The organism is Sphingobacterium sp. Lzh-3 (assembly GCF_046764375.1).
In the GTDB taxonomy this organism is placed as follows: domain Bacteria; phylum Bacteroidota; class Bacteroidia; order Sphingobacteriales; family Sphingobacteriaceae; genus Sphingobacterium.
The window spans coordinates 5,128,854-5,149,075 of the sequence record NZ_CP177226.1 but is presented as its reverse complement, the minus strand read 5'-3'; the positions used below and the strand labels follow the sequence as shown (position 1 = coordinate 5,149,075).

The following is a 20,222-nucleotide window of genomic DNA, read 5'->3' as shown; positions in this document are numbered from 1 at the left end:
CCTTCATTGTCTAGCGGAAGGACGTTATAAACTAAAATTCTAAATCGTGTAAACGACCTTTTTTAGAATTTATGCTGGAATCCGTTGAAGATCATTTCCAATGCCACCAATGTAATGGCGACGGCGAAAATAATGCGTAAAGTCTTCGGATTCATACGTTTTAAGAGCTTGGATCCGGTAATGGCGCCGCATAATACGCCTAGGATAACTGGAAAAGCAATACCTGGATCCATATAGCCTCTTTGTAAATAGACCACTGCAGAAGCGGCTGCGGTGACGCCGATCATAAAGTTACTCGTTGTCGTACTGACTTTAAAGGGTATTTTCATCATGCTGTCCATTGCGAGAACTTTAAGGGATCCTGAGCCGATTCCTAATAGACCGGAAAGAATTCCGGCAACCCCCATCAAAGAGAAGCCTCCGGCTATGTTGGTAAGTTTGTATGGAATTAATTTGCCATCAGCAGGATAGGTACTGTTCAGCTTCAATTTTTCTGCCAGGACCGAACCGCCGGAAAGTGCGTGTTCGTTTTTCTTACGGACCGTCATTGCTGCAGAGAAGATAAGTACAACACCAAAGATGATTGCAATGGTATTTGTAGGCATGTAAATAGCAATAACAGCGCCGATCACTGCTCCAATGGTGGTTGCAATTTCAAGAAACATCCCAAGCCGGATGTTAGTGATGCCTTCCTTGACGTAGGCTGTGGCTGCACCGGATGAAGTCGCTATGGAAGCCAGCAAGGCGGCTCCAATGGCATAACGGATGTCGACATGAAACAGAAGAGTCAATAAAGGGATGACAACGACCCCTCCGCCTAAGCCTGTCAGGGATCCTAAGAGCCCTGCTACAAAAGCACCCAGGAGAAGGATGATTGTAAAGGTGAGAATAGTCATAAATATTTGTTTGTTTGTGTGATCCAAAAAGCAGCAGCTGCTTTTTGGAAGGTAATTTGTTGTAAACTTAAGGGCTTTTTATTGTTTTTGAAATTTTTAAACCGGAATAGATACAAATGTTACATCAAAAGTATCCTAAAAAAAATGATACTGCCCGATCACTTCCCAGCGTGAGGCAGTATCGATGACCTTTTAATGGTCTAAGTATATAGTATATAAAATATGGACAACATTATTCAGCGATTGTTTGTTGTATCTTTTCTTTTCTGTTGAAGATATCGTAGATGATTGGAAATACCAACAATGTCAATATCGTCGCTGAGATTAGTCCGCCAATGATGACGATCGCCAAAGGTTTTTGTGATTCCGAACCTATACCGGTCGATAATGCAGCTGGCAATAATCCGATGGAAGCCATTAGAGCTGTCATGACCACAGGTCGTGTTCGCGATTTTACACCTTTATAAATTGATTGGTCATTGGGTAGACCTTCCTTCTTGTTCTGGTGGAATTCCGAGATCAGGATAACCCCATTCTGGATACATATCCCGAATAATGCAATCATACCTACGCCAGCCGAAATTCCAAAATTCATACCTGTAACGTGTAAGGCAATAATTCCACCGATAAGCGCAAAAGGAACGTTGGCCAATACGAGCAGCGAATCTTTGATATTTCCGAATAGAATAAACAATAGGAAGAAAATGACGATCAAGCTGATTGGTACCACCTGTGCTAGACGGTGGGTAGCACGCTGCTGATTTTCAAATTGTCCAGTCCAACCGATGGAATATCCTTCCGGAAGCTTAATTTTACTTACTTTTTGTTGTGCTTCAGCAATGGTGCTTCCTAAGTCACGGTCGCGGATGGAAAATTTGATGCCGATATAGCGTTTGATGTTGTCGCGATAGATAAAAGCAGCACCATTATCTTTTTCAATGGTCGCGATACTTTTCAAAGGAATTAATGTACCATCACCACATGGAACCATCAGCTGTGCAATATCTTTCTCTGTTTTTCGATATTCGGGGGCGTAGCGTAGGCGAATGTTAAATTTGCGTTCACCATCGTACAAAATGGAAGCGGTCTTTCCGCCGAAGGCCATTTCCAGTACCGCCTGTGCATCTGCCGGTAGCACATTGAAAGCCGCCATACGCGTCCGATCCAATACCACACTCACTTCGGGCTGACCAATATTGAGAATAATACCGGGTTCTTTAATGCCTTGAATACCTTTGACCTGTGCATAAACTTCTTTCGCCAGACGGTCTAAGGTCGCGAGGTTATCGCCAAAGATCTTGATGCCGTTTTCGGCCTTGAAACCAGCAACGGCTTCGGCAACATTATCCGAAATAGGCTGTGAATAGTTATAGGTAATACCCTGAAATTGTTTGAGTTTATGGTCCATTTCTTCGATCAACTGATCCATGGTGATTTTACGTGTCCATTCCTCTTTAGGTTTTAGGGCCACAGCAAACTGAACAAAGCCAAAGCCATTGGGGTCGGTACCATCGTTGCTCCGTCCTGTTTGCGACAGTACGCCGGTGACCTCAGGAAAGGTTTCCAAAGTACTCTTTAACAGTTTGGTAGTTTTAACCGATTCACGTAAAGAAGTACTCATCGGCATTTCTGCAGTAACCCAAAGAGACCCTTCATTTAATGTCGGTAAAAATTCAGTTCCTAAAAATTTTGCAGAAAATAAGACTGCCGCTAGTAAAGTAATTGCAACGATCATACTCAGTCGTTTGTTTCGGAATGTAAATCCAAAACCCTTGGCGACAATTCTATTCCAGAATTCAACAAATGGATTGTGTCTTTCTTTTACATTTTTATTGAGCAGAATATGCGATAAAGCGGGAACGAGTGTCAAGGTAAACAGTAATGCACCCAGTAAAGCAAAACCCAGGGTAAAGGCCAGTGGCGAGAACATTTTTCCTTCAACTTTTTGGAAGGAGAATATAGGCATCAAGGAGGTGATGATAATTAGCTTGGAGAAAAAGATTGCTTTTCCTAGGCCTGTTCCTGTCTGTTTGATCCAACCTGCTTTGGCCATTTTGTTGAATTTCTCCATGCCCAGCTTATGGGCTTGGTGGTCCAACATGACAAATATCCCTTCAACCATGACGACGGCACCGTCGATGATAATACCAAAGTCTACAGCGCCCAGAGAAAGCAAGTTGGCACTCATGCCTGCTAGTTTAAGGCATAGAAAGGCAAAAAGTAAGGCGAGAGGTATGATAATGGAAACGATGACCGTAGTGCGCCAATCTGCCATAAAAAGCAATACCATTAAGGTGACGAGTACAATACCCTCAATCAAGTTATGCATAACGGTATGGGTCGTGAAATCCATGAGATTGTCACGGTCATAGAAGGTTTGCATTTTGACATCTTTGGGAAGGATTTTGTTGTTGAGCTCGTCTATTTTCGCTTTTACAGCAGTTAAAACCTCTCTTGGATTTTCGCCTTTCCGCATTACGATGGTTCCTGCTACCACATCATCATTTTTACCAAAACCGGCTTGGCCCACGCGGGGCATCGCGCTTTCTCTTACTTCGGCTACATTTTTAACAAAGACCGGATTTCCTTTTTGGTTGATTACAGTGATGTTTTCGATATCATTGATTGAGTTGACCAAACCAATACCGCGTACGACGTAGGACTGGCCACTTTTTTCGATGACATCTCCACCGACATTCAGGTTACTTTTGCTGACAGCATCAAATACCTGCAACGGAGTCAGATTAAATTTGTCTAGTTTGATAGGGTCAGTACTGATTTCGTAAACCAAATCCTGTCCACCAAAAACGTTGATATCTGCTACGCCTGGGACACCACGTAAAGCGCGGTCAATGACCCAGGTCTGCAAAGTAAGGAGGTCGCGTGAATTGCGTTGATCGCTATGTAATGTATAACGGAATATCTCTCCTGTGGGGCCATAAGGGGGTTGCACTTCAGGGTCGACATTGTCGGGCAGGCTTACAGACCGCATGAGGTTGTTGACCTGGTTGCGGGCAAAAGTGTCGTCTACACCATCATCAAAGATGATTTTAACAATGGAGAGGCCAAACATGGTGGTGCTCCGTATGCTCGTTTTCTTTTGAACTGGACTCATGCCCAGTTCGATTGGTGTCGTTACAAAACGTTCGACTTCCTCCGCACTTCTTCCATTCCATTGGGTAATGATGGTTATTTGTGTATTGGTTACATCAGGAAATGCCTCAATAGGCATGCTTTTAAAGCTAATGAAACCAGCTATAGCCAAAATACCGACCCAAATAAAGGTAAATGCTTTATTTTTAATGGAAAAGGCAATGATATTTTTAATGAATTTGTTCATTCGTGTAAATGCTAAGACGGATTAATTATTCAGTGCTCTATAGATTAAAAGTTTATTGTTGACAACAACTTTTTCACCTTCCTGTAGTCCCGTAGCCATGTAGGTTGTTCCTTCATTTTGTTTTATCGGCAATATTTCGCGAATCTTAATGTCATTTTGGGATTTATAGATTAATACGAAATATTTGTTTTGATCGAAAATAACCGCATCAGAAGGAACTGCGAGCGCTTCAGTATTGGAGCGATGCAATACTTTAATGGTCGCTTTACTATCCGGAATAAGTAAACCATCCTTATTGTCTAGCACCACCCGTGCCTGCATTGAATTCGTCTGTGGATCGATGATCTTAAAGATTTTATCGATACTGCCCTGAAATTTTTTGTCCGGGTAACTCAGGGTAGACACAATAGCTGGCATGCCCATACTAATCTTATCGATATCCGTTTCGTTGACGTTAAGAATTGCCCATACATCTTTTGTATTGGCCACATCGAAGATGTTGTCGCTGCGGTCACTACGCAGCTGCATGTCCTTATTGATGTTTTTTTGAACGATGTAACCATCGATTGGAGATACGACCGAATAAATATTGCCTGTACGAACATTGTAGATCTGACTTACAGCTTCTGAACGGCGTAGTTGCTCTTTGGCTTTGGTTAATTGTCCTTTTGCTTCCAACATGTCTTTATCTGTACTCAGTTTGCCATTATACATGTCTTCGGCTACACGGTAGTTTTTCTCGGCGAGTAATACATCGGTTTTGGCATCCGAAAGATCCTTTTGTATACCGGCAACTTCCGTACTTCTGATGGTTGCCAATACCTGACCTTTATGGACATAATCACCCAAAGAAACATTCACGGAGACAACATTCCCTCCAACAAGTGGGAAAATATCGATGTAATTGTTTTGATCGGCCGATATCTTTCCAAAAAAGTTGAGTTCTTCGGTCACATTTTCTTTTTTAACCGTAGCAAAACTTGTCGATTTAAGCATCGTCTCACTAATTTCGAAACCTTTGACAATGGCTGCATTATCTGTTTCTTTATGATTTTGGCAAGCGTAAAGTAGCACTATTGCCACAGTGGCTATAAGAAGTTTTTTAGTTGACATGAGTTGAATTGAATATAGAAGTTTGAGCCAGGTAGTTTAATTGTTCGGCGTTGAGAATAATTTCCTTTTTCATATCGTATAACTTAAGAATAGATATGCGATAGCTGTCCATAAAATCAGTGAACTCAACTAAAGAAATATTCCCTTTTTTAAAATTATTGAATATGCCATCATAGACCACAGCGATGTTGTGAAGGTCGTCTGAAGTAATGGTAAAATATTGGTTATATTGATTTTCCCATGACTGATAGTTGGAACGGATCTGTGACTCCAACAGCTGCCGTTGGACTTCAATATTTTTCTTTGCCTCTTCTTCGGCGTATTTCGCTTTGATAACATTTCCTTTATTTTGTTTCCACAACGGGATCGGAATGGCGGCTGTAACATTGAGCTCATTGCGGAATACACCGCCATTTTGGCTGTAGGAAAGACCAAGGTTAATATCAGGTGTATTTAAAGACTGTTGCCATTTTGTAAATAACTGTGAGCTTTCGGAGGTCTTTAAGGCAAATTGATAATCGGCATTGTTTTCTAAGGCCAATTGATAAATTTTGTCCAAAGCCATGGTTGGCTTTACGGCAAGTTCCTGATCTGCTTCTTGATCTGTTAACTTCGGTAATACATCTTCCTGACTGGAAATAAGCACACGTAATTGCTGCTGCAGATTGATGCTATTATTGATGGCTGTCGTTTTTTCGTTGTTGAGATCGATGGCCATTGTTTGAAGACGAACCTGATCTTTCAAAGAAACATTTCCTTTTTTTCCTTGCTCTTTATAAGCTGCAAGTAGATTATTTAGGTAATCCAACTGAATTTTAATATCTGCCAACTTATGTTGCTCAAAGTAGAGAGCGTAGAAGGTTGTACGTAGCTGCGCACGGAGGCTCGCCAGCAATTGACTGAACTGTAATTTAGCAAGTTCAACATTTGATTTGGCAAATTCCACTTCATTCTTCTTTTTTCCACCGAGATAAATCAATTGGGATACACTTGCTTCCTTGGATTGACCAATATGAAATGCTTTTTTGTTCTGTGGGTCGTAGGCATTGGCAGATAGCTGCAATTGTGGTAGATCCCATATTTTGGCCTGTATGACGTCAGCCTCTGCTTGGCTGATGTCATATTGTTGCGCCAGGAGGGAAAGGTTCTTGCTGACGAATGCTTCTTCGCATTCCTGCAGTGTCATCTTTTTTCCCGAAATCTCACTTTGCTTATTCCCAAGTATATTTTCATGAATGCTCGTGTAATCTGCTTGTGGCGGTTTTTGTTGAGCAAAAGCCATACTATTGAAAAGCAATAAAAATATTAAAGGTTTCTTTGTCATGTGTTTCAAAACTTGTGTAACAAAATAACTGGTCGAATATTAAAAGCCCCTTAATAAATGCTTAAAAAAAGCTTAAAAAAGCATGTTTTTCAGATCGGTGGATAGGTATGAATAGGTATAGTAAATAGATGTGCTTGTTGCTAAGAGACCTGACATTGTCTTTCTTAATCAGGTAACTATACTTCCCGGTTAGGAAACAATTTAAATAGTAATACAAAAGTATGCGTAGATTGTTTTAGGTCTGCCTGATATGCTATTGTTGCTTGATGCGACTGCATGATACGCTGAACGATACGTAGCCCTAAGCCCGATCCTGTTGTTTCACTCGCGTTTTCACCGCGGCTGAACGCATCGAAAATCCGCTTTTGGTCGATTGTGCTCAAGGCAGGACCAGTATTGCTGACAAGTACCTTGAGTTCGAAGGTTGATTCTAGAATTGTAACTTTTACCTCCCTGGTATCGGAGTAGAGCGCAGCATTTTTAAATAAATTCACAAAAGCAATTTCAATCAATTGTGCGGAACAGAAAATACTAAGTTTTGGGTCTTCGATCCCACCGATTGAAAAATCCAGTTGCAGGTCGGGGAATACCTTGGCTACTTTTTCAAAAGCCATAAAGATAATTTCATCGATCCGCTCTTCCTTATAGGTCATTTTCAAACGCTCAGAGTCGAACTTTGAAAGTAACATCAGCGAATCGGTTACCTCCGAAAGATGTAAGGTTTCTTTGGATATGTTACGCAAAACCTGCTTTACGTCTTCACTCAGCTGATTTTGATGATAGAGGTTCTCCAGCTGAAAGGACATTCGGGCAAGCGGTGTGCGCAGTTCGTGGGAGGCGCTGGAATTAAATTCTTTCTGCGATTCGAAAGCAGCCGAAAGTCGCAGCAGCATGGTATTAAATGCTCGGGTTAGTACCGCAATCTCATCGGTGTGACCGGTATACTCGACAGGTTTGGTAAGTTTACTGGCATTAATCTGTGTAATATTATCTTTTAATTTATCGAGCGGGATCAACAGGCGCTGGATGAGGTTATAACTAAATACCCAAACCAGAACAGCGCTCAGGACAAATAATATCGTTAGGACGAGCGCTAGATGGTCCATTTTTTCATTTCCGGAGTAATCCTGTGCTTTTACGATAATATAATAGGGTAAACCGTTGATGCGATAATATTTGGCCAGCGTTTCATATTGGTCCTGATTGTAGAAGATCTGTTTTTCCTGATTTAGCCGATTGACAATCGAAGCATTCCAGGTAATGGTCTGATCCTTTACGGTACTGAAGACGAGCTGTTTGTTTTTGTCAAGGATGATAACATCTTCATAGAAAAGGCCATCTTCGTCATCGTGAAAATAGTTTTTGTAAGACTGGCGGTTGAAATAGGGGTTACTGGCGATATAATGGGAAATATTGTCCAATTTATCAATCAGTCGCTGCCGAAATTGATCTTTCCGAAAATCGAAACTAGCATAGTAGATAATCAACATCGCCATACCGAAAAGCACGGAGAATGCAATACTAAAGCTAATCGCTATTTTCTTCTTTAAATTCATTTTTCTGCCGATAGGTAATAACCAAAGCCCGGTCTTGTATGGATCAGTTTATTCTCAAAGTTTTTATCAATCTTCTTACGCAAAAAGTTGATATAGACTTCAATTGTATTCTGTGTTGTCTGAAATTGATTTTGCCATACTTCCTCCGATATATGTTGCTTGGACAAGGTGCGACCCTTTGCCTGTGCCAGGATAAGCAGCAGTTGAAATTCTTTTTGAGTAAGATTAATTTCTTCATTTGCACGTAATACTCGGGCCTCATCAGGATAAATGATCAGATCATCGACTACCAAGGTTTTTGTTTCATTGCTTTCGCTATGTTGTTGCCGACGTAATAGGGAATAGATGCGCATCAACAATTCATCTAAGACGAAAGGTTTAACCAAATAGTCATCAGCAGCCCGGAGAAATGCCTCCTTTTTATCATCTATATCATCGTATGCCGAGAGAATAATAATTGGTGTAAAGGCGTCATGGCTTCTTATCTTCTTACAGATTTCCAATCCATTGATTTTGGGGACATTGATATCTAATAGATAAAAACCATATTTCTTCTGGTGTGTTTTGGCCAAAAAATCAATTCCATCAAAGGCTTGATCACAGGTAAAGCCCTGGCTTAATAGAAAAGATCGGATCTCTTTAGAGAGTACCTTGTCGTCTTCGAGCAGCAAAATGTCCACCATATTTATATCTGTTGTCTTTTCGTAAAAATAAACAAATTTTTGTCATCCAATCAAGGAGATGTTTTCTTCGTACTTAATTTGGTAACATAAGATTTACACGAAGAAATATGAAACAAAAAGAAATCTAAGTAGATTCAAATCGAAATTATAAATAAGTGTTATGGAAACCAGAAGAGAATTCCTACGAAAGACCCTACTATTTTCAGGAGCAGCAGGTATTGCCAGCTTCATGCCCGCATCGATCCAGAAAGCCTTTGCCATAGACCCTGACCCAGGAAGTAGTTTTTTAGATGCCGAACACATCGTCATCCTGATGCAGGAGAACCGATCCTTTGATCATACGCTAGGTAGTCTTTCGGGAGTCCGGGGTTTCAATGATCCGCGTTCGATACGTTTACCCAACGGTTTACCCGTATGGTATCAAACGGACAAAGAGGGAAAAACGTATGCTCCTTTTCGATTAAATCTGAAGGAAAGTAAAGTGACCTGGATGGGTTCGCTTCCACATAGTCGTGCAAGCCAGGTGGATGCCTTTAACCAAGGTCGTTACGATCATTGGCTGTTATCGAAGCAATCAGGGAATAAACAATATGCGGCTATGCCCTTAACATTGGGGTATTTTACACGCGAAGATTTGCCCTTTCATTATGCCTTAGCAGATGCTTTTACCGTATGTGATCAGAATTTTTGCTCGGGCATGACCAGCACTACGCCTAACCGTTCCTTTTTCTGGACGGGTAAGATTACAGAGATGAAAGATGGTCTGCAAAAAGCGAATATTCGGAATGATGACTTTGGCTATGGTAAAATGACCTGGGAAACTTTTCCGGAATTGCTTGAAAAGAATGGCATTAACTGGCGTTTTTATCAAAATGAGACAAGCTGTGGCGGCGGGTTTTCCGGACAGGAAAAGGCATGGCTATCCAATTTTGGGTGTAATCTACTGGAGTTTTTTCAGGCTTATCAAGTTAAATTTAAGGATAACTATATCAGAAGCCTGGAAACACAGGTTCGGGATTTGCCCATGCAGATATCCAAGTTGGAAGAGAAGTCTCCTTCTTCCGAAGAACAAGCCGAAAAGATACGCGCTGATATTCGCAAAAAAAGTGAGGCACTGGAGCGAGCGGAGACCGAACTAAAGGAATACAATCCAAACAATTATAAAAAGCTAAGTGATTTTACGAAATCATTAAATGAGCGAGCGTTTACGGTAAACAAGGGGGACAATAATTACAGATCGCTTGATACCTTACGTTTTAAGGCACAGGGGAAAAAAAGCACGCTGGAAGTCCCTAAAGGAGATATTCTTTATCAATTTCGGAAAGACGTTGATACTGGTAAATTGCCTGCCGTATCCTGGTTGGCCGGTCCGCAGAATTTCTCGGACCACCCGAGTGCGCCCTGGTATGGAGCCTGGTATGTATCTGAAGTTTTAGATATCTTAACGAAGAACCCCGAGGTTTGGAAAAAAACAATTTTTATCATTACCTATGATGAAAACGATGGTTATTATGATCATGTTAAACCTTTCCTTGTCCCTGATTTAAAGAAGAAAGATACAGGGGCATGTTCTCCTGGGATCGATACGGAGGTGGAGATGGTTCGTTTAGAAAATGAGCTAAAACAGGGGATTCCTAAAAAGCAGGCACGCGAAGGCGCTGTGGGTTTAGGTTTTCGTGTTCCCATGTATATTGCGTCGCCTTGGTCACGAGGTGGTAAGGTCTGCTCTCAGTTATTTGACCATACGTCTACTTTGCAATTTTTGGAATCTTTCTTTAACAAAAAGCTGAACAAGAATATACATTTGGAAAACATCAGTGCATGGCGTAGAACAATCTGTGGTGATTTGACAACCGCTTTTACACCTTTTACTCAGCAAAAGGAACAACTCCCTTTTCTTGATCGGAATCAATATATCGAAACGATATACAATGCGCAGTTCAAAGATGATCCGCGAGGCTTCGTTGAGGTCAAAGATCCTGATCTTGCGACTAAAAGCGGATGGATTCCGGGATTTGACCGTATACAGGAACGGGGCATTCGTAAATCCCTGCCATTGCCTTATGCGCATGATGCGGTGGGCTATGTGAAAGATGGACAGTTTTATCTAACAATGACTGTAGACGACAAGTTTTTCGGAAAAAGGACAGCCGGTACAGCCTTCAATGTGTATAGTCCGTTGGAATATCGTGATGAACAGGGGCAAAGTGAAACCTATCGTAATTGGAATTTTGCGGTGAAGGCCGGTGATCGTTTGGCATATCAGTGGGACCTGGCAAGATTTGTAGGAGATCGCTATGCTTTTGAATTGCATGGACCAAATGGTTTTTATCGAAAATTTTCTGGACAAAAAGGAGCTGCAGCACTAGAGGCTACCGTTTCTCCGGAACTGAAAGCGCTAACTCAGGCAGCGACAGGGAAATTGCAGTTGAGACTCAGGAATAAGAGTAACCAGCGGGTAACGGTAGTTGTCGAGAGCCTTAGCTATGGAAAATATGCCACAACGAAAGAAATAGCTCCCGCCGAAGATGTTTCATTGATCCTGGATGTTGAAAGTCAAGGAAATTGGTATGATATTGCTGTACGAATCAAGGGAGACAGCAGCTTCGTCATTCAGCTCGCAGGGCGCTTGGAAACAGGTGTTGCGTGTACAACTGATCCATTATTAGCATAATCTGTACTGTTTCAGCAGGGATGGCGGTCAATTCTTATTGAATGGGTTCCCTGCTGTTGCTATATATCGTCAATAGTATCCGCTTGACCTTATTTACACGCGAACAAATAAGGTCTCCGGATAGTTTGTTTCTATATAACGACGAAGATACAACTCCGTGTCCGTACTTATAGTGTGGTCTTTATGAACGGGGAATGTATTGTAAACCAAGGTATGTAGATTGATCTTGCGCTTGGTGATCGCTTCCAGACTAAGTAAGGTATGATTGATACTCCCTAATTTTCCAGAGGTGACAAAAATAAGCGGATACTGCATTTCTTGGATGTAATCGATAATCAGATAATCTTCTCTTAATGGAACCATCAACCCACCTGCACCCTCAATAAGAACAGCGTCGTAGCGTTGGCTTAATGTTAAGCTAGCCTGTCTGATCTTTTTAAAGTCAATTTCACGATTATCTAGACGTGCTGCTAGATGAGGGGAGGCGGGGTAGGTGAAAATCTCCGGCATCGTAATTTTCTGGTGATCTTCTGCTGTTAATGGGATTTCCATGAGTTGGCGATGGAGGACGATGTCTTCGGAAATAGTTGTATTTCCAGTTTGTACAAGCTTTTGGGTAATGGTGCGTATACCGCTTGTATTCCATTGTTTCGCGAGGAGGCCAGTTGCATAACTTTTTCCGATCCCGGTATCTATGCCGGAAACAAAATAGATATTTTCATTCATTGCTGTATTTCTTTTGTAGGTTGTTCGATTGTTTGTAATTCGAGTGCTCAGCTGTTATTTTTTTGCAATAATATAGATGGGATGGTAGGTTAGGGACACGCCCTCTTCTGTCCCATAGTCAGATGTATACTTAGCACAGAAAGCCCGAAGTGTGCCTTTTGTCCACCGGTGATTTTTTATTCCCGTTACCCCCGTTTGCTTCAGGTGAACAAGAACTTGTAGTGGGCTTTCAAAGTGTAGTTTTAAATGTTCTTCTTGTGCAACGAGGATCTTATAATTCAACGCTAAAAGTTCTGTGATAAGTTCCGATTTAGATCGATATGTTAGTCCAACATGTGCCGTTGCATTGATCTCGTGCATATTGTCATGTCCAAAAGTGCTGAAGGCAAGGATACCGGAATCCAGAAGGGATCCATAACAGCTTTCAAAGAAAGCGCGAGGATTGTTGAACCACTGAATCGTAGAACAGGACGCGATTAGATTGATGTCTTTGGGAAAAGCATAAGTTTCTGCATCAGCACAGATGAACGTGTGCGATGCTGTCAAAATATCCATTACTTCGGGCATCATTTCTGGACAGATATCATTTAAAACCATTTTTTTAGGTTTGATATGCTGTAGGATTAACCGCGAAAAAAGCCCTGTTCCGCAGCCAATTTCCAATACTTTTTGGGGTCTTAGCTGTATGTTCTCCTGCATCAACCTGATCATTTTTTTTGCTATTTCGTATTGGGCGATCGCTGCCGACTGATAGTTAGATGCCGCTTTAGCGAAACGGGACCTAATCCTTTGTTTGTCCATCATGATGATCATCTTAAAAGGTGCTTAAATAATTGTTCGGGATAATGAGTAGCATCGATTATCGTATATGCAGTAACGGGCCAGGCGCGTTTTTGATTCTCTAAGTTGAAGATTCGATCTTCTTTGCCTATATATATCTGATGCCATTGGAATGCCGCTGCTGATTTTGCACCAGCTGTTTTTTCAATCGCGATGAGCTCTGAACGGAGGTCTTCGATGTCGCGTTGGGGGGCTCTTTCAAGAAAGTAGTTAAAAAGGGCCTTGGAACCACACATGCGTAATCTGAATTTTTCCAACGTTTTATTGCTCAGTGTATCCAATGTTCCTTTAAATAACTGGCTAGGAATTCCTTTTTCGTCATCTATTGGAAATGGTGTTCCATTGATTGCAATGCATGTGCTGATTGGGTAATTGTTGTTTTGAAGTTCGGGCAGTACCATTGATGCCGCCCATACCCCCATAGACCAGGCGAAAACCTCAATTTCCTGGTAGCCTGCCAGTAGACTTTTGTCCAACAGTAAATCCGTATAACTATGGGCAACAATAAGATCTTTGCCGACTGGGGAATAGTGCAAAAAAGGATGTTCATCCATGCCCCAGCCTGCAAAGAATAACAGTAGTTTTTCGTTGGATTTTACCTGAAGATGCTGCTCCGGCAAATTATCGACCGGAGTGACTCTTTTAGGAGCGATTCTTTTAAGTATCATAAGCTTGCTGCGAGTTGTTTGATCATGGACGATGTCATTGTTGCTGTCAATGAAATTCGGATTCTTGATGTTCCTTCTGGTACTGTGGGCGGGCGTATGGGAAGCACGTAAAATCCCTTTCGTTGCAGGTCTTCTGCTTTCAGTACCGTTTCCTTGTTATTACCGATAATGACCGGTAAAATATGACTCTCTGAGGGACAATTAAAGTCTTTGGCAATTATGTGCTGTTTGAGCAATAGGCTATTTTTGTGCAGCTGTTGGCGCCGGTCTGTAAACTCACTCAAGCGTTCCAAAATAAATATACTCCATAATAGATTGATCGGTGGTAAGGCGGTTGTAAAAAGTAAAGTACGTGCCTTATTGATCAAATAATTTCGGATGGGTTCCCTGCATAGGAGGTAGCCACCGACCGATGCCAAAGCTTTTCCGAAGGTGCCTGTCAGGAAATCAATATCGGCAATACATTGCTGTTCTTCTGCGCAGCCAAGTCCCTGTATTCCGCGTACCCCTACGGCGTGAGCTTCATCGACATAAAGTAAGGTATTGGGGAAACGTTGTTTTAGACTGACCAGATAGTTGAGGTCCGTGCAATCACCATCCATGCTAAAAATACTTTCTGTGACGATGATGATGCATGTGAAGCGATGGGCATATTTTGTCAATAAATGCGTTAAGTGCGTATAATCGGAATGCCGGTACCTGTAGCAGGTCGCATTGGATAGTCGGATGCCGTCAATTAGGCTTGCGTGGACACCCTTATCGGCGAGAATTAATGTCTGCGTATCACAAACTGCAGGAAGTATGCCTACATTCATGTGGTAGCCGCTGTTAAACACCAAAGCACTTTCCGTACCGAACATTTGGCACAGCTTTGTTTCCAATTGCGTATAGCGTGCATGGTTTCCTGTGAGTAGACGCGAAGAGGAAGCGCTGAATACAGCATTATCCTTTGTCACCGAGTTTAGGAATTCTTGACGAAGTATCTGATCTGTCGCAAGTCCAAGATAATCGTTCGATGAGAGGTTGTAATGCTCTTTAACATGCTCCTTTGCTGTGTTTTCCTGTTGTGTGATAAGGGGAAGTTTTCGTCTATTCCCTTGTTTTTCAAGGGCGAATAATTCATCTTCAATGCGCTGGATTAGACTGTTTTCAATCATTGGACTGTGCTGATTACGGCTAGCAATGCCTGTGTTAACTTGTGAAGCTCACCTTCATTTATGATAAAAGGGGGCATGATATAAATCAGTTTTCCGAATGGCCTTACCCAAATTCCCTCTTCGATAAACCGCTGTTGTATGCTGGAGAGATCGACGGAGTTTTTCATCTCGATGACTGCAATTGCACCTAGAATTCTGAGCTCCTCGACTTGGGGCAGCGCTGTTGCAGCGCTAAGTTCCCTTCTCAATTGTTCTTCGATTAACGTTACTTTCGCTTTCCAGTCCGTTGCCAATAGTAGTTTGATGGAAGCGTGGGCTACTGCGCAAGCCAAGGGGTTTGCCATAAAAGTTGGCCCGTGCATAAACGTACCTGGTGTACCGTTGGAGATTGTATTCGCAACATGATCTGAGGTGATCACGGCGGATAGCGTCATATAGCCACCGGTCAAGGCTTTGCCGATACACATGGTATCGGGCACTATTCCGGCATGCTCCCAGGCAAAGAGCTTACCCGTACGCCCAAATCCGGTAGCAATCTCATCAAAGATTAAAAGAAGTTGATTTTCTTTGCAGAGCTGTGCTGCCTGACGCAAGTACTCCGGATGATAAAAACGCATGCCACCGGCTCCCTGGACGATAGGTTCAAGGATGAGAGCGGCCAATTCGTCCTTGTGTGAGCAGATCAGGTCTGCCAAGGGTTGGATGTCATTGGCATCCCATTCTTGCTCAAACCCTATTTTTGGGGCAGGGGCAAAATAGCGTTTGGGTAAAGCATTGTCAAAGATGCGGTGCATGCCAGTAATGGGATCACAGACCGACATCGCGTTCCAGGTATCACCATGGTACCCCGAACGAATCGTGACAAAGTTTGTCTTGTTGGTCTTTTTTTGTGAGACCCAGTATTGAATAGCCATTTTAAGCGCAACTTCTACCGCAACAGAACCCGAATCGGCATAAAATATTTTGTTGAGTGAAGTAGGGGTGATGTCAAGCAGTATTTTACCGAGAGCAATTGCTGGTTCGTGCGTAAGTCCACCAAACATCATGTGTGACATGCTACTGAGCTGTGCTGCGACCGCAGCGTTAAGGATGGGGTGATTGTAGCCATGGATGGCGCACCACCAGGAGGACATACCATCTATAAGCTGCTGTCCATTTTCCAACTCGATTATACAACCATCTGCCCGTTTAACTTTGTAGGCCGGTAAGGGATTTGTCATGGTGGTATACGGATGCCAAAGATGCTCTTTATCAAAATTATCGATAAGGTCGTGTTGATTGATTTCTTCTCTTTCCATGATGGTCTGCCGAATTAGTTCTGTTATTTGTTTTGCTGCTGTTATTTGTCTTGCTGCTTGGCGATGTTGCGCTGGATTTTATGTTCGGGTCTTGACCATTTTGGTCTTTCACCAAGATCATGGTAATGTGCCATCTCAGTTGCGATGGTTTCGGGTTGATTTCTTTTCTCGAAAGGCTGTTGTGCTACCAAACCTAATGTTTTAAACATGTCCATATCTTGGTTGACGTCGGGATTGGGCGTGGTGAGGAGTTTGTCGCCTGAGAAAATCGAATTGGCTCCCGCGAAAAAACATAACGCTTGCCCCTCTGTACTCATGTTGGTACGTCCTGCAGAAAGGCGAACTTGTGTGGTGGGCAATAAAATTCGGGCTGTAGCCACCATGCGTACCATTTCCCATATCGAAACTGTTTCCATGACTTCCATTGGAGTACCGCTTACAGGAACGAGCGCATTGATCGGTACCGATTCGGGTTGTGGAATGAGTGAAGCAAGTGTGATCAACATCGCGGCACGGTCGTCTATACTTTCTCCCATCCCAATAATACCACCACTACATACCGTTATGTTTGTTTTACGGACATTTTCGATCGTTTGGAGGCGATCGTCATAGCTTCTGGTCGAGATAATTTCCTTATAGTAATCGGCAGAGGAATCGAGGTTGTGGTTGTAGGCGTATAGTCCAGCTTCTGAAAGGCGTTGTGCTTGGTTTTCGGTCAGCATTCCTAGCGTGCAGCAGACTTCCATGTCAAGTCTATTCAGTGTTCGGACCATATCAAGTACATGGTCAAACTCAGGGCCATCTTTAACATTGCGCCAGGCGGCCCCCATACAGATCCTTGAGCTACCTCCAGCTTTGGCTGCCAGTGCCTGCTCTTTTACCTGCTCTACACTCATTAAGCCTTCCGATTTTACATGCGTATGGTAACGTGCGGCTTGGGGACAATAGGCGCAGTCTTCGGGGCACCCACCTGTTTTTATGGATATCAATGTGGATACTTGTACTTTGTTGGGGTCGTGATATTTCCGATGTATCGATGCCGCTTCATAAAGCAGATCCATTATTGGTTTGTTGTATAAAGCGACAACTTCTTCCTGCGTCCATTTTGGTTTTGTTTCCATATTAATGCTAAGTTTTTATGCTAAAATCAAATCTATTTTACCTAATGACCATTCGGATTTAGCAATTCAATGCGATTATTTTTTCATGATGATTGCAAAGATTATAGTTTAAATGATAACTTTGGTAGTCCGAAATAAACATAATGAGTAGTCCGGTTAGTATAGGTTTTCATTCCATTATTAAGATAGATCGCCGTAAGGAAGATGCCATCTATCTACAGATCGTTTATCAATTTATCCATGCCGTCAAGCGAAATCTATTGGAAGAAGGGGATTTGTTGCCCGGAAGCCGGAAGATTGCTGAAGAGCTGAGCGTGCACCGAAAAACTATTGTAGCCGCTTTAGCGGAATTGCAGGAACAGGGCTGGGTAAAAATTTTGCCTAATCGCGGGACTTTTGTGAAAAATCCCGAGCTTATCGGTACTTCCGGGTCGGCGATTGAAGCCTTTAGACAGCCCCCTGATTTTGCGCCTTATTTTTTTAGAAAGGAACTCATATTGGATATGCCTATTTCAGAGGTTCCCGAAAGGTACTATTTTACGGACGGAACACCTGATTATAATGTCATTGGAGCGGAGGAACTGGTGCGTTTTTATTCATCCATGGTGAAACGGAAAAAGAAAAGTGATGATTTTCCGACGACGACAGAAGGGAATTTGTTTTTTAGGGATCAGTTAAGCTATTATCTGAATTTAACAAGAGGATTTCATCTTTCCCGGAATTTCTTGTTGCCGATTGCCAGCCGCGAACAGATTTTTTCAATTTTATCCCGATTATTGATCCGGCCCGACGATATTGTGCTGGTGGAAAATTTAAGTTATTTTCTACCTAACATGATTTTTAGTCAAGCTGGGGCCAAGCTAAAAACCATTCCGGTAGATGCGGAGGGGATGATTGTAGATAAGATCGGAGATCAATTTAAACCTGGGGAAATCAGGTGTGTTTACCTCAATACCAGGTGTCAGTATCCGACGACGGTCAACCTTTCCGAGCGCAGGAAAATTCAACTGTTACAGTTGGCCGAGCAGTATAACTTTATCATTATTGAGGATGATGTGGATTTTGAGTCTTCCTTTTTCAAGGAGAAAGGTGAATCACTTTTTCGGAAAAATGGCGGTAACCGCGTGATTTATACAGGTGCTTTCGGTAGTTTCTTTGACCCTGGTTTCCAAATGAATTTTTTGATCGCACCCCAGGATCTGCTGGAAGAGGGAAAAAAGTATTTGAACATCTTCGGAAAGCCGAATTTTATGATCGAGAAGACATTGGGTGAGATTATCCACCAGGGTGATATCTTTCGGTATCAGCGTAAATTTCAGAAAACAATTGCAGAACGAAAAGAATTGTTTGCACAATTGCTGTTACGGCATTTTGAAGATAAAATCAGGTTTGAAGTCCCGGCTTCGGGACTGGCCTTTTGGATACAGTTTAATACGGTTGTTTCGCTGACGGCCTTGCAGGAGAAAGTTCGGTCCAAGGGACTGTTGCTGCCGAGTAATTGCCTTTATCAAAATAAAACGGTCACTGCATTGCGGTTGGGATTTGCCCATTTGGACGAACAAAGTATGGTGGCGGCAATTTCTGTGCTGCGTGCAGCTTATGCTGATTTGGTCGAAAATATCGGCTAGCTGCTTTGCAGTATATGGGTCAATTTGTTTTTGGCTTCTTGGCGGGGACCACAGAAATCCACAAAGTATCTGTGCTGCCATTGTTTACTTTTGGTAGCCTGTTTGTTCGTTGGGATACTCCAATCTGGATAAATACGGAATCCGCGTTTGCCCATTTGACAACCTGCTGTGAGGATTGTATGTTCAACTAACGCCTGTTTTGGAAAGACAAATAGGCCGAAATATTGATCCTGTTCAACCGAAATAAGGTAATAATCGAAATGATCATCTGCAGTAAAAGGTATGGTCTTGCCATCGGTGCCACGTTTCCAGAGCGCAACGAATAATCCCGCTTTTTTTGGTGTTATCTTGGCCTTTCTAAATTTGAAGTGTTTGTTGCCCAGTTGAAAATTAACACCATAATAGGCCCTACCTGTTTGATCTTCCGATAGCTGCGAGCAGTGGAGCATAAGTATGCTTCCGAGTTGATCTAGCACTTTTCTGATCATATGATCTGCGATCTGCAGGGTTGCCTGATGGTTAAGATTCACGTTGGGGGGTATAGATTAACTGAACAACTCCCGATTTGAATGCGACGCTTTGAACAAGTTTTAGGGATAGTCGTTCAGGTAAGTTTTCGAATAAAGGCTTGCCACTTCCCAGGGCAATAGGATGAACAGAAATGCGATAGACGTCTACAAGGTTAGCTTGAATGAATGTTTTAATCAGACGCGCTCCACCATATAGCCAAATATCCTTTCCGGACTGTGCTTTTATTTCCTGAACTTGTTTAGTGATATCAGTCTGGATGAAAGTAGCGTTTTCATCTTGCCTTGCCAGACTCGAAAAAACATATTTTTTCTTCGCATGGACATTTTTCCAAAGATTTATTTCTGTTTCATCGGCTGTAGCGTGCGGCTGGAAATTACCCCAGGCATCATAGCTCACGCGGCCATAGAAGATGGTATCGATCGAAGCCAAAAAGCCATCGAAATCCATGTCATCATCCATAATGCACCAGTCAACCTCTCCCTGTGAGCCCTCAATAAAGCCATCTAGGGTCATGGCCAGATCCAATATTATCTTTCTCATGTGTGTGTTATTTGCTTTAAACCTGTTGCATGTGTTCCCGTAAAATAGGAGCTGGGTTAGCTCAATATCGGATTGTCAGGATAACATAAAGATAGGAAAATAATAAGTTTTGGCCAAATTGGTGAAC

At 42.4% G+C, this 20,222-nt stretch carries 16 protein-coding genes; 2 read left to right on the top strand and 14 right to left on the bottom strand.

Annotated features, from left to right (window positions below; translation table 11 throughout):
- Positions 1–62: 62 nt before the first annotated feature.
- The 6 genes from ACLCDV_RS21735 to ACLCDV_RS21710 form a co-directional block, all read right to left on the bottom strand.
- Positions 63–896 (bottom strand): sulfite exporter TauE/SafE family protein, encoded by an 834-nt coding sequence (locus tag ACLCDV_RS21735; RefSeq protein ID WP_088162862.1) that lies wholly within the window; start codon positions 894–896, stop codon positions 63–65.
- A gap of 232 nt (positions 897–1,128) precedes the next feature.
- A complete protein-coding gene (locus ACLCDV_RS21730; RefSeq protein ID WP_411972238.1) occupies positions 1,129–4,236 on the bottom strand; it encodes an efflux RND transporter permease subunit in 3,108 nt (1,035 codons plus the stop codon).
- Positions 4,237–4,257: 21 nt separating this feature from the next.
- On the bottom strand, positions 4,258–5,349 hold the full coding sequence (locus ACLCDV_RS21725; RefSeq protein WP_205400494.1) for an efflux RND transporter periplasmic adaptor subunit: 1,092 nt from the start codon (positions 5,347–5,349) through the stop codon (positions 4,258–4,260).
- Complete coding sequence (locus tag ACLCDV_RS21720) at positions 5,339–6,673, bottom strand: TolC family protein (RefSeq protein ID WP_317669636.1); 1,335 nt, start codon at positions 6,671–6,673, stop codon at positions 5,339–5,341. The genes ACLCDV_RS21725 and ACLCDV_RS21720 overlap by 11 nt, the downstream gene beginning before the upstream one ends.
- A gap of 176 nt (positions 6,674–6,849) precedes the next feature.
- On the bottom strand, positions 6,850–8,229 hold the full coding sequence (locus ACLCDV_RS21715) for a HAMP domain-containing sensor histidine kinase (RefSeq protein ID WP_317669637.1): 1,380 nt from the start codon (positions 8,227–8,229) through the stop codon (positions 6,850–6,852).
- Entirely contained in the window at positions 8,226–8,912 is a 687-nt protein-coding gene (locus tag ACLCDV_RS21710) for a response regulator transcription factor (protein ID WP_201667286.1), read from the bottom strand. The genes ACLCDV_RS21715 and ACLCDV_RS21710 overlap by 4 nt, the downstream gene beginning before the upstream one ends.
- A gap of 160 nt (positions 8,913–9,072) precedes the next feature.
- Between ACLCDV_RS21710 and ACLCDV_RS21705 the strand changes: the two genes are divergently transcribed.
- Positions 9,073–11,586, top strand: a complete 2,514-nt coding sequence (locus ACLCDV_RS21705) for a phosphocholine-specific phospholipase C (RefSeq protein ID WP_411972237.1) — start codon at positions 9,073–9,075, stop codon at positions 11,584–11,586.
- 93 nt (positions 11,587–11,679) lie between these two features.
- On the opposite strand, the gene bioD is transcribed toward ACLCDV_RS21705, so the two are convergent.
- From bioD to bioB, 6 genes are read right to left on the bottom strand one after another with little or no spacing between them, the layout of a single operon-like run.
- Positions 11,680–12,312 carry a dethiobiotin synthase gene (gene bioD, locus ACLCDV_RS21700; RefSeq protein ID WP_115046750.1) on the bottom strand — a complete coding sequence of 211 codons (633 nt, stop codon included), beginning with the start codon at positions 12,310–12,312 and terminating at the stop codon, positions 11,680–11,682.
- 54 nt (positions 12,313–12,366) lie between these two features.
- Positions 12,367–13,116: a malonyl-ACP O-methyltransferase BioC gene (bioC, locus tag ACLCDV_RS21695; protein ID WP_411972236.1), complete on the bottom strand. Its 750-nt coding sequence runs from the start codon at positions 13,114–13,116 to the stop codon at positions 12,367–12,369.
- Positions 13,117–13,121: 5 nt separating this feature from the next.
- A complete protein-coding gene (locus ACLCDV_RS21690) occupies positions 13,122–13,820 on the bottom strand; it encodes a DUF452 family protein (protein ID WP_411972235.1) in 699 nt (232 codons plus the stop codon).
- A complete protein-coding gene (locus ACLCDV_RS21685) occupies positions 13,817–14,977 on the bottom strand; it encodes an 8-amino-7-oxononanoate synthase (protein WP_411972234.1) in 1,161 nt (386 codons plus the stop codon). The genes ACLCDV_RS21690 and ACLCDV_RS21685 overlap by 4 nt, the downstream gene beginning before the upstream one ends.
- On the bottom strand, positions 14,974–16,275 hold the full coding sequence (gene bioA / locus ACLCDV_RS21680; protein ID WP_317669642.1) for an adenosylmethionine--8-amino-7-oxononanoate transaminase: 1,302 nt from the start codon (positions 16,273–16,275) through the stop codon (positions 14,974–14,976). The genes ACLCDV_RS21685 and bioA overlap by 4 nt, the downstream gene beginning before the upstream one ends.
- A gap of 41 nt (positions 16,276–16,316) precedes the next feature.
- A complete protein-coding gene (gene bioB / locus ACLCDV_RS21675) occupies positions 16,317–17,396 on the bottom strand; it encodes a biotin synthase BioB (protein ID WP_115046756.1) in 1,080 nt (359 codons plus the stop codon).
- A gap of 143 nt (positions 17,397–17,539) precedes the next feature.
- Between bioB and ACLCDV_RS21670 the strand changes: the two genes are divergently transcribed.
- Complete coding sequence (locus ACLCDV_RS21670; RefSeq protein WP_411972233.1) at positions 17,540–19,024, top strand: PLP-dependent aminotransferase family protein; 1,485 nt, start codon at positions 17,540–17,542, stop codon at positions 19,022–19,024.
- Here the strand turns inward: ACLCDV_RS21670 and ACLCDV_RS21665 are convergent.
- Complete coding sequence (locus tag ACLCDV_RS21665; RefSeq protein WP_411972232.1) at positions 19,021–19,554, bottom strand: MepB family protein; 534 nt, start codon at positions 19,552–19,554, stop codon at positions 19,021–19,023. The two genes, ACLCDV_RS21670 and ACLCDV_RS21665, sit on opposite strands and share 4 nt — an antisense overlap.
- Positions 19,544–20,095: a dihydrofolate reductase family protein gene (locus tag ACLCDV_RS21660; protein ID WP_411972231.1), complete on the bottom strand. Its 552-nt coding sequence runs from the start codon at positions 20,093–20,095 to the stop codon at positions 19,544–19,546. Before ACLCDV_RS21660 ends, ACLCDV_RS21665 begins: the two co-directional genes overlap by 11 nt.
- Positions 20,096–20,222: the final 127 nt, after the last annotated feature.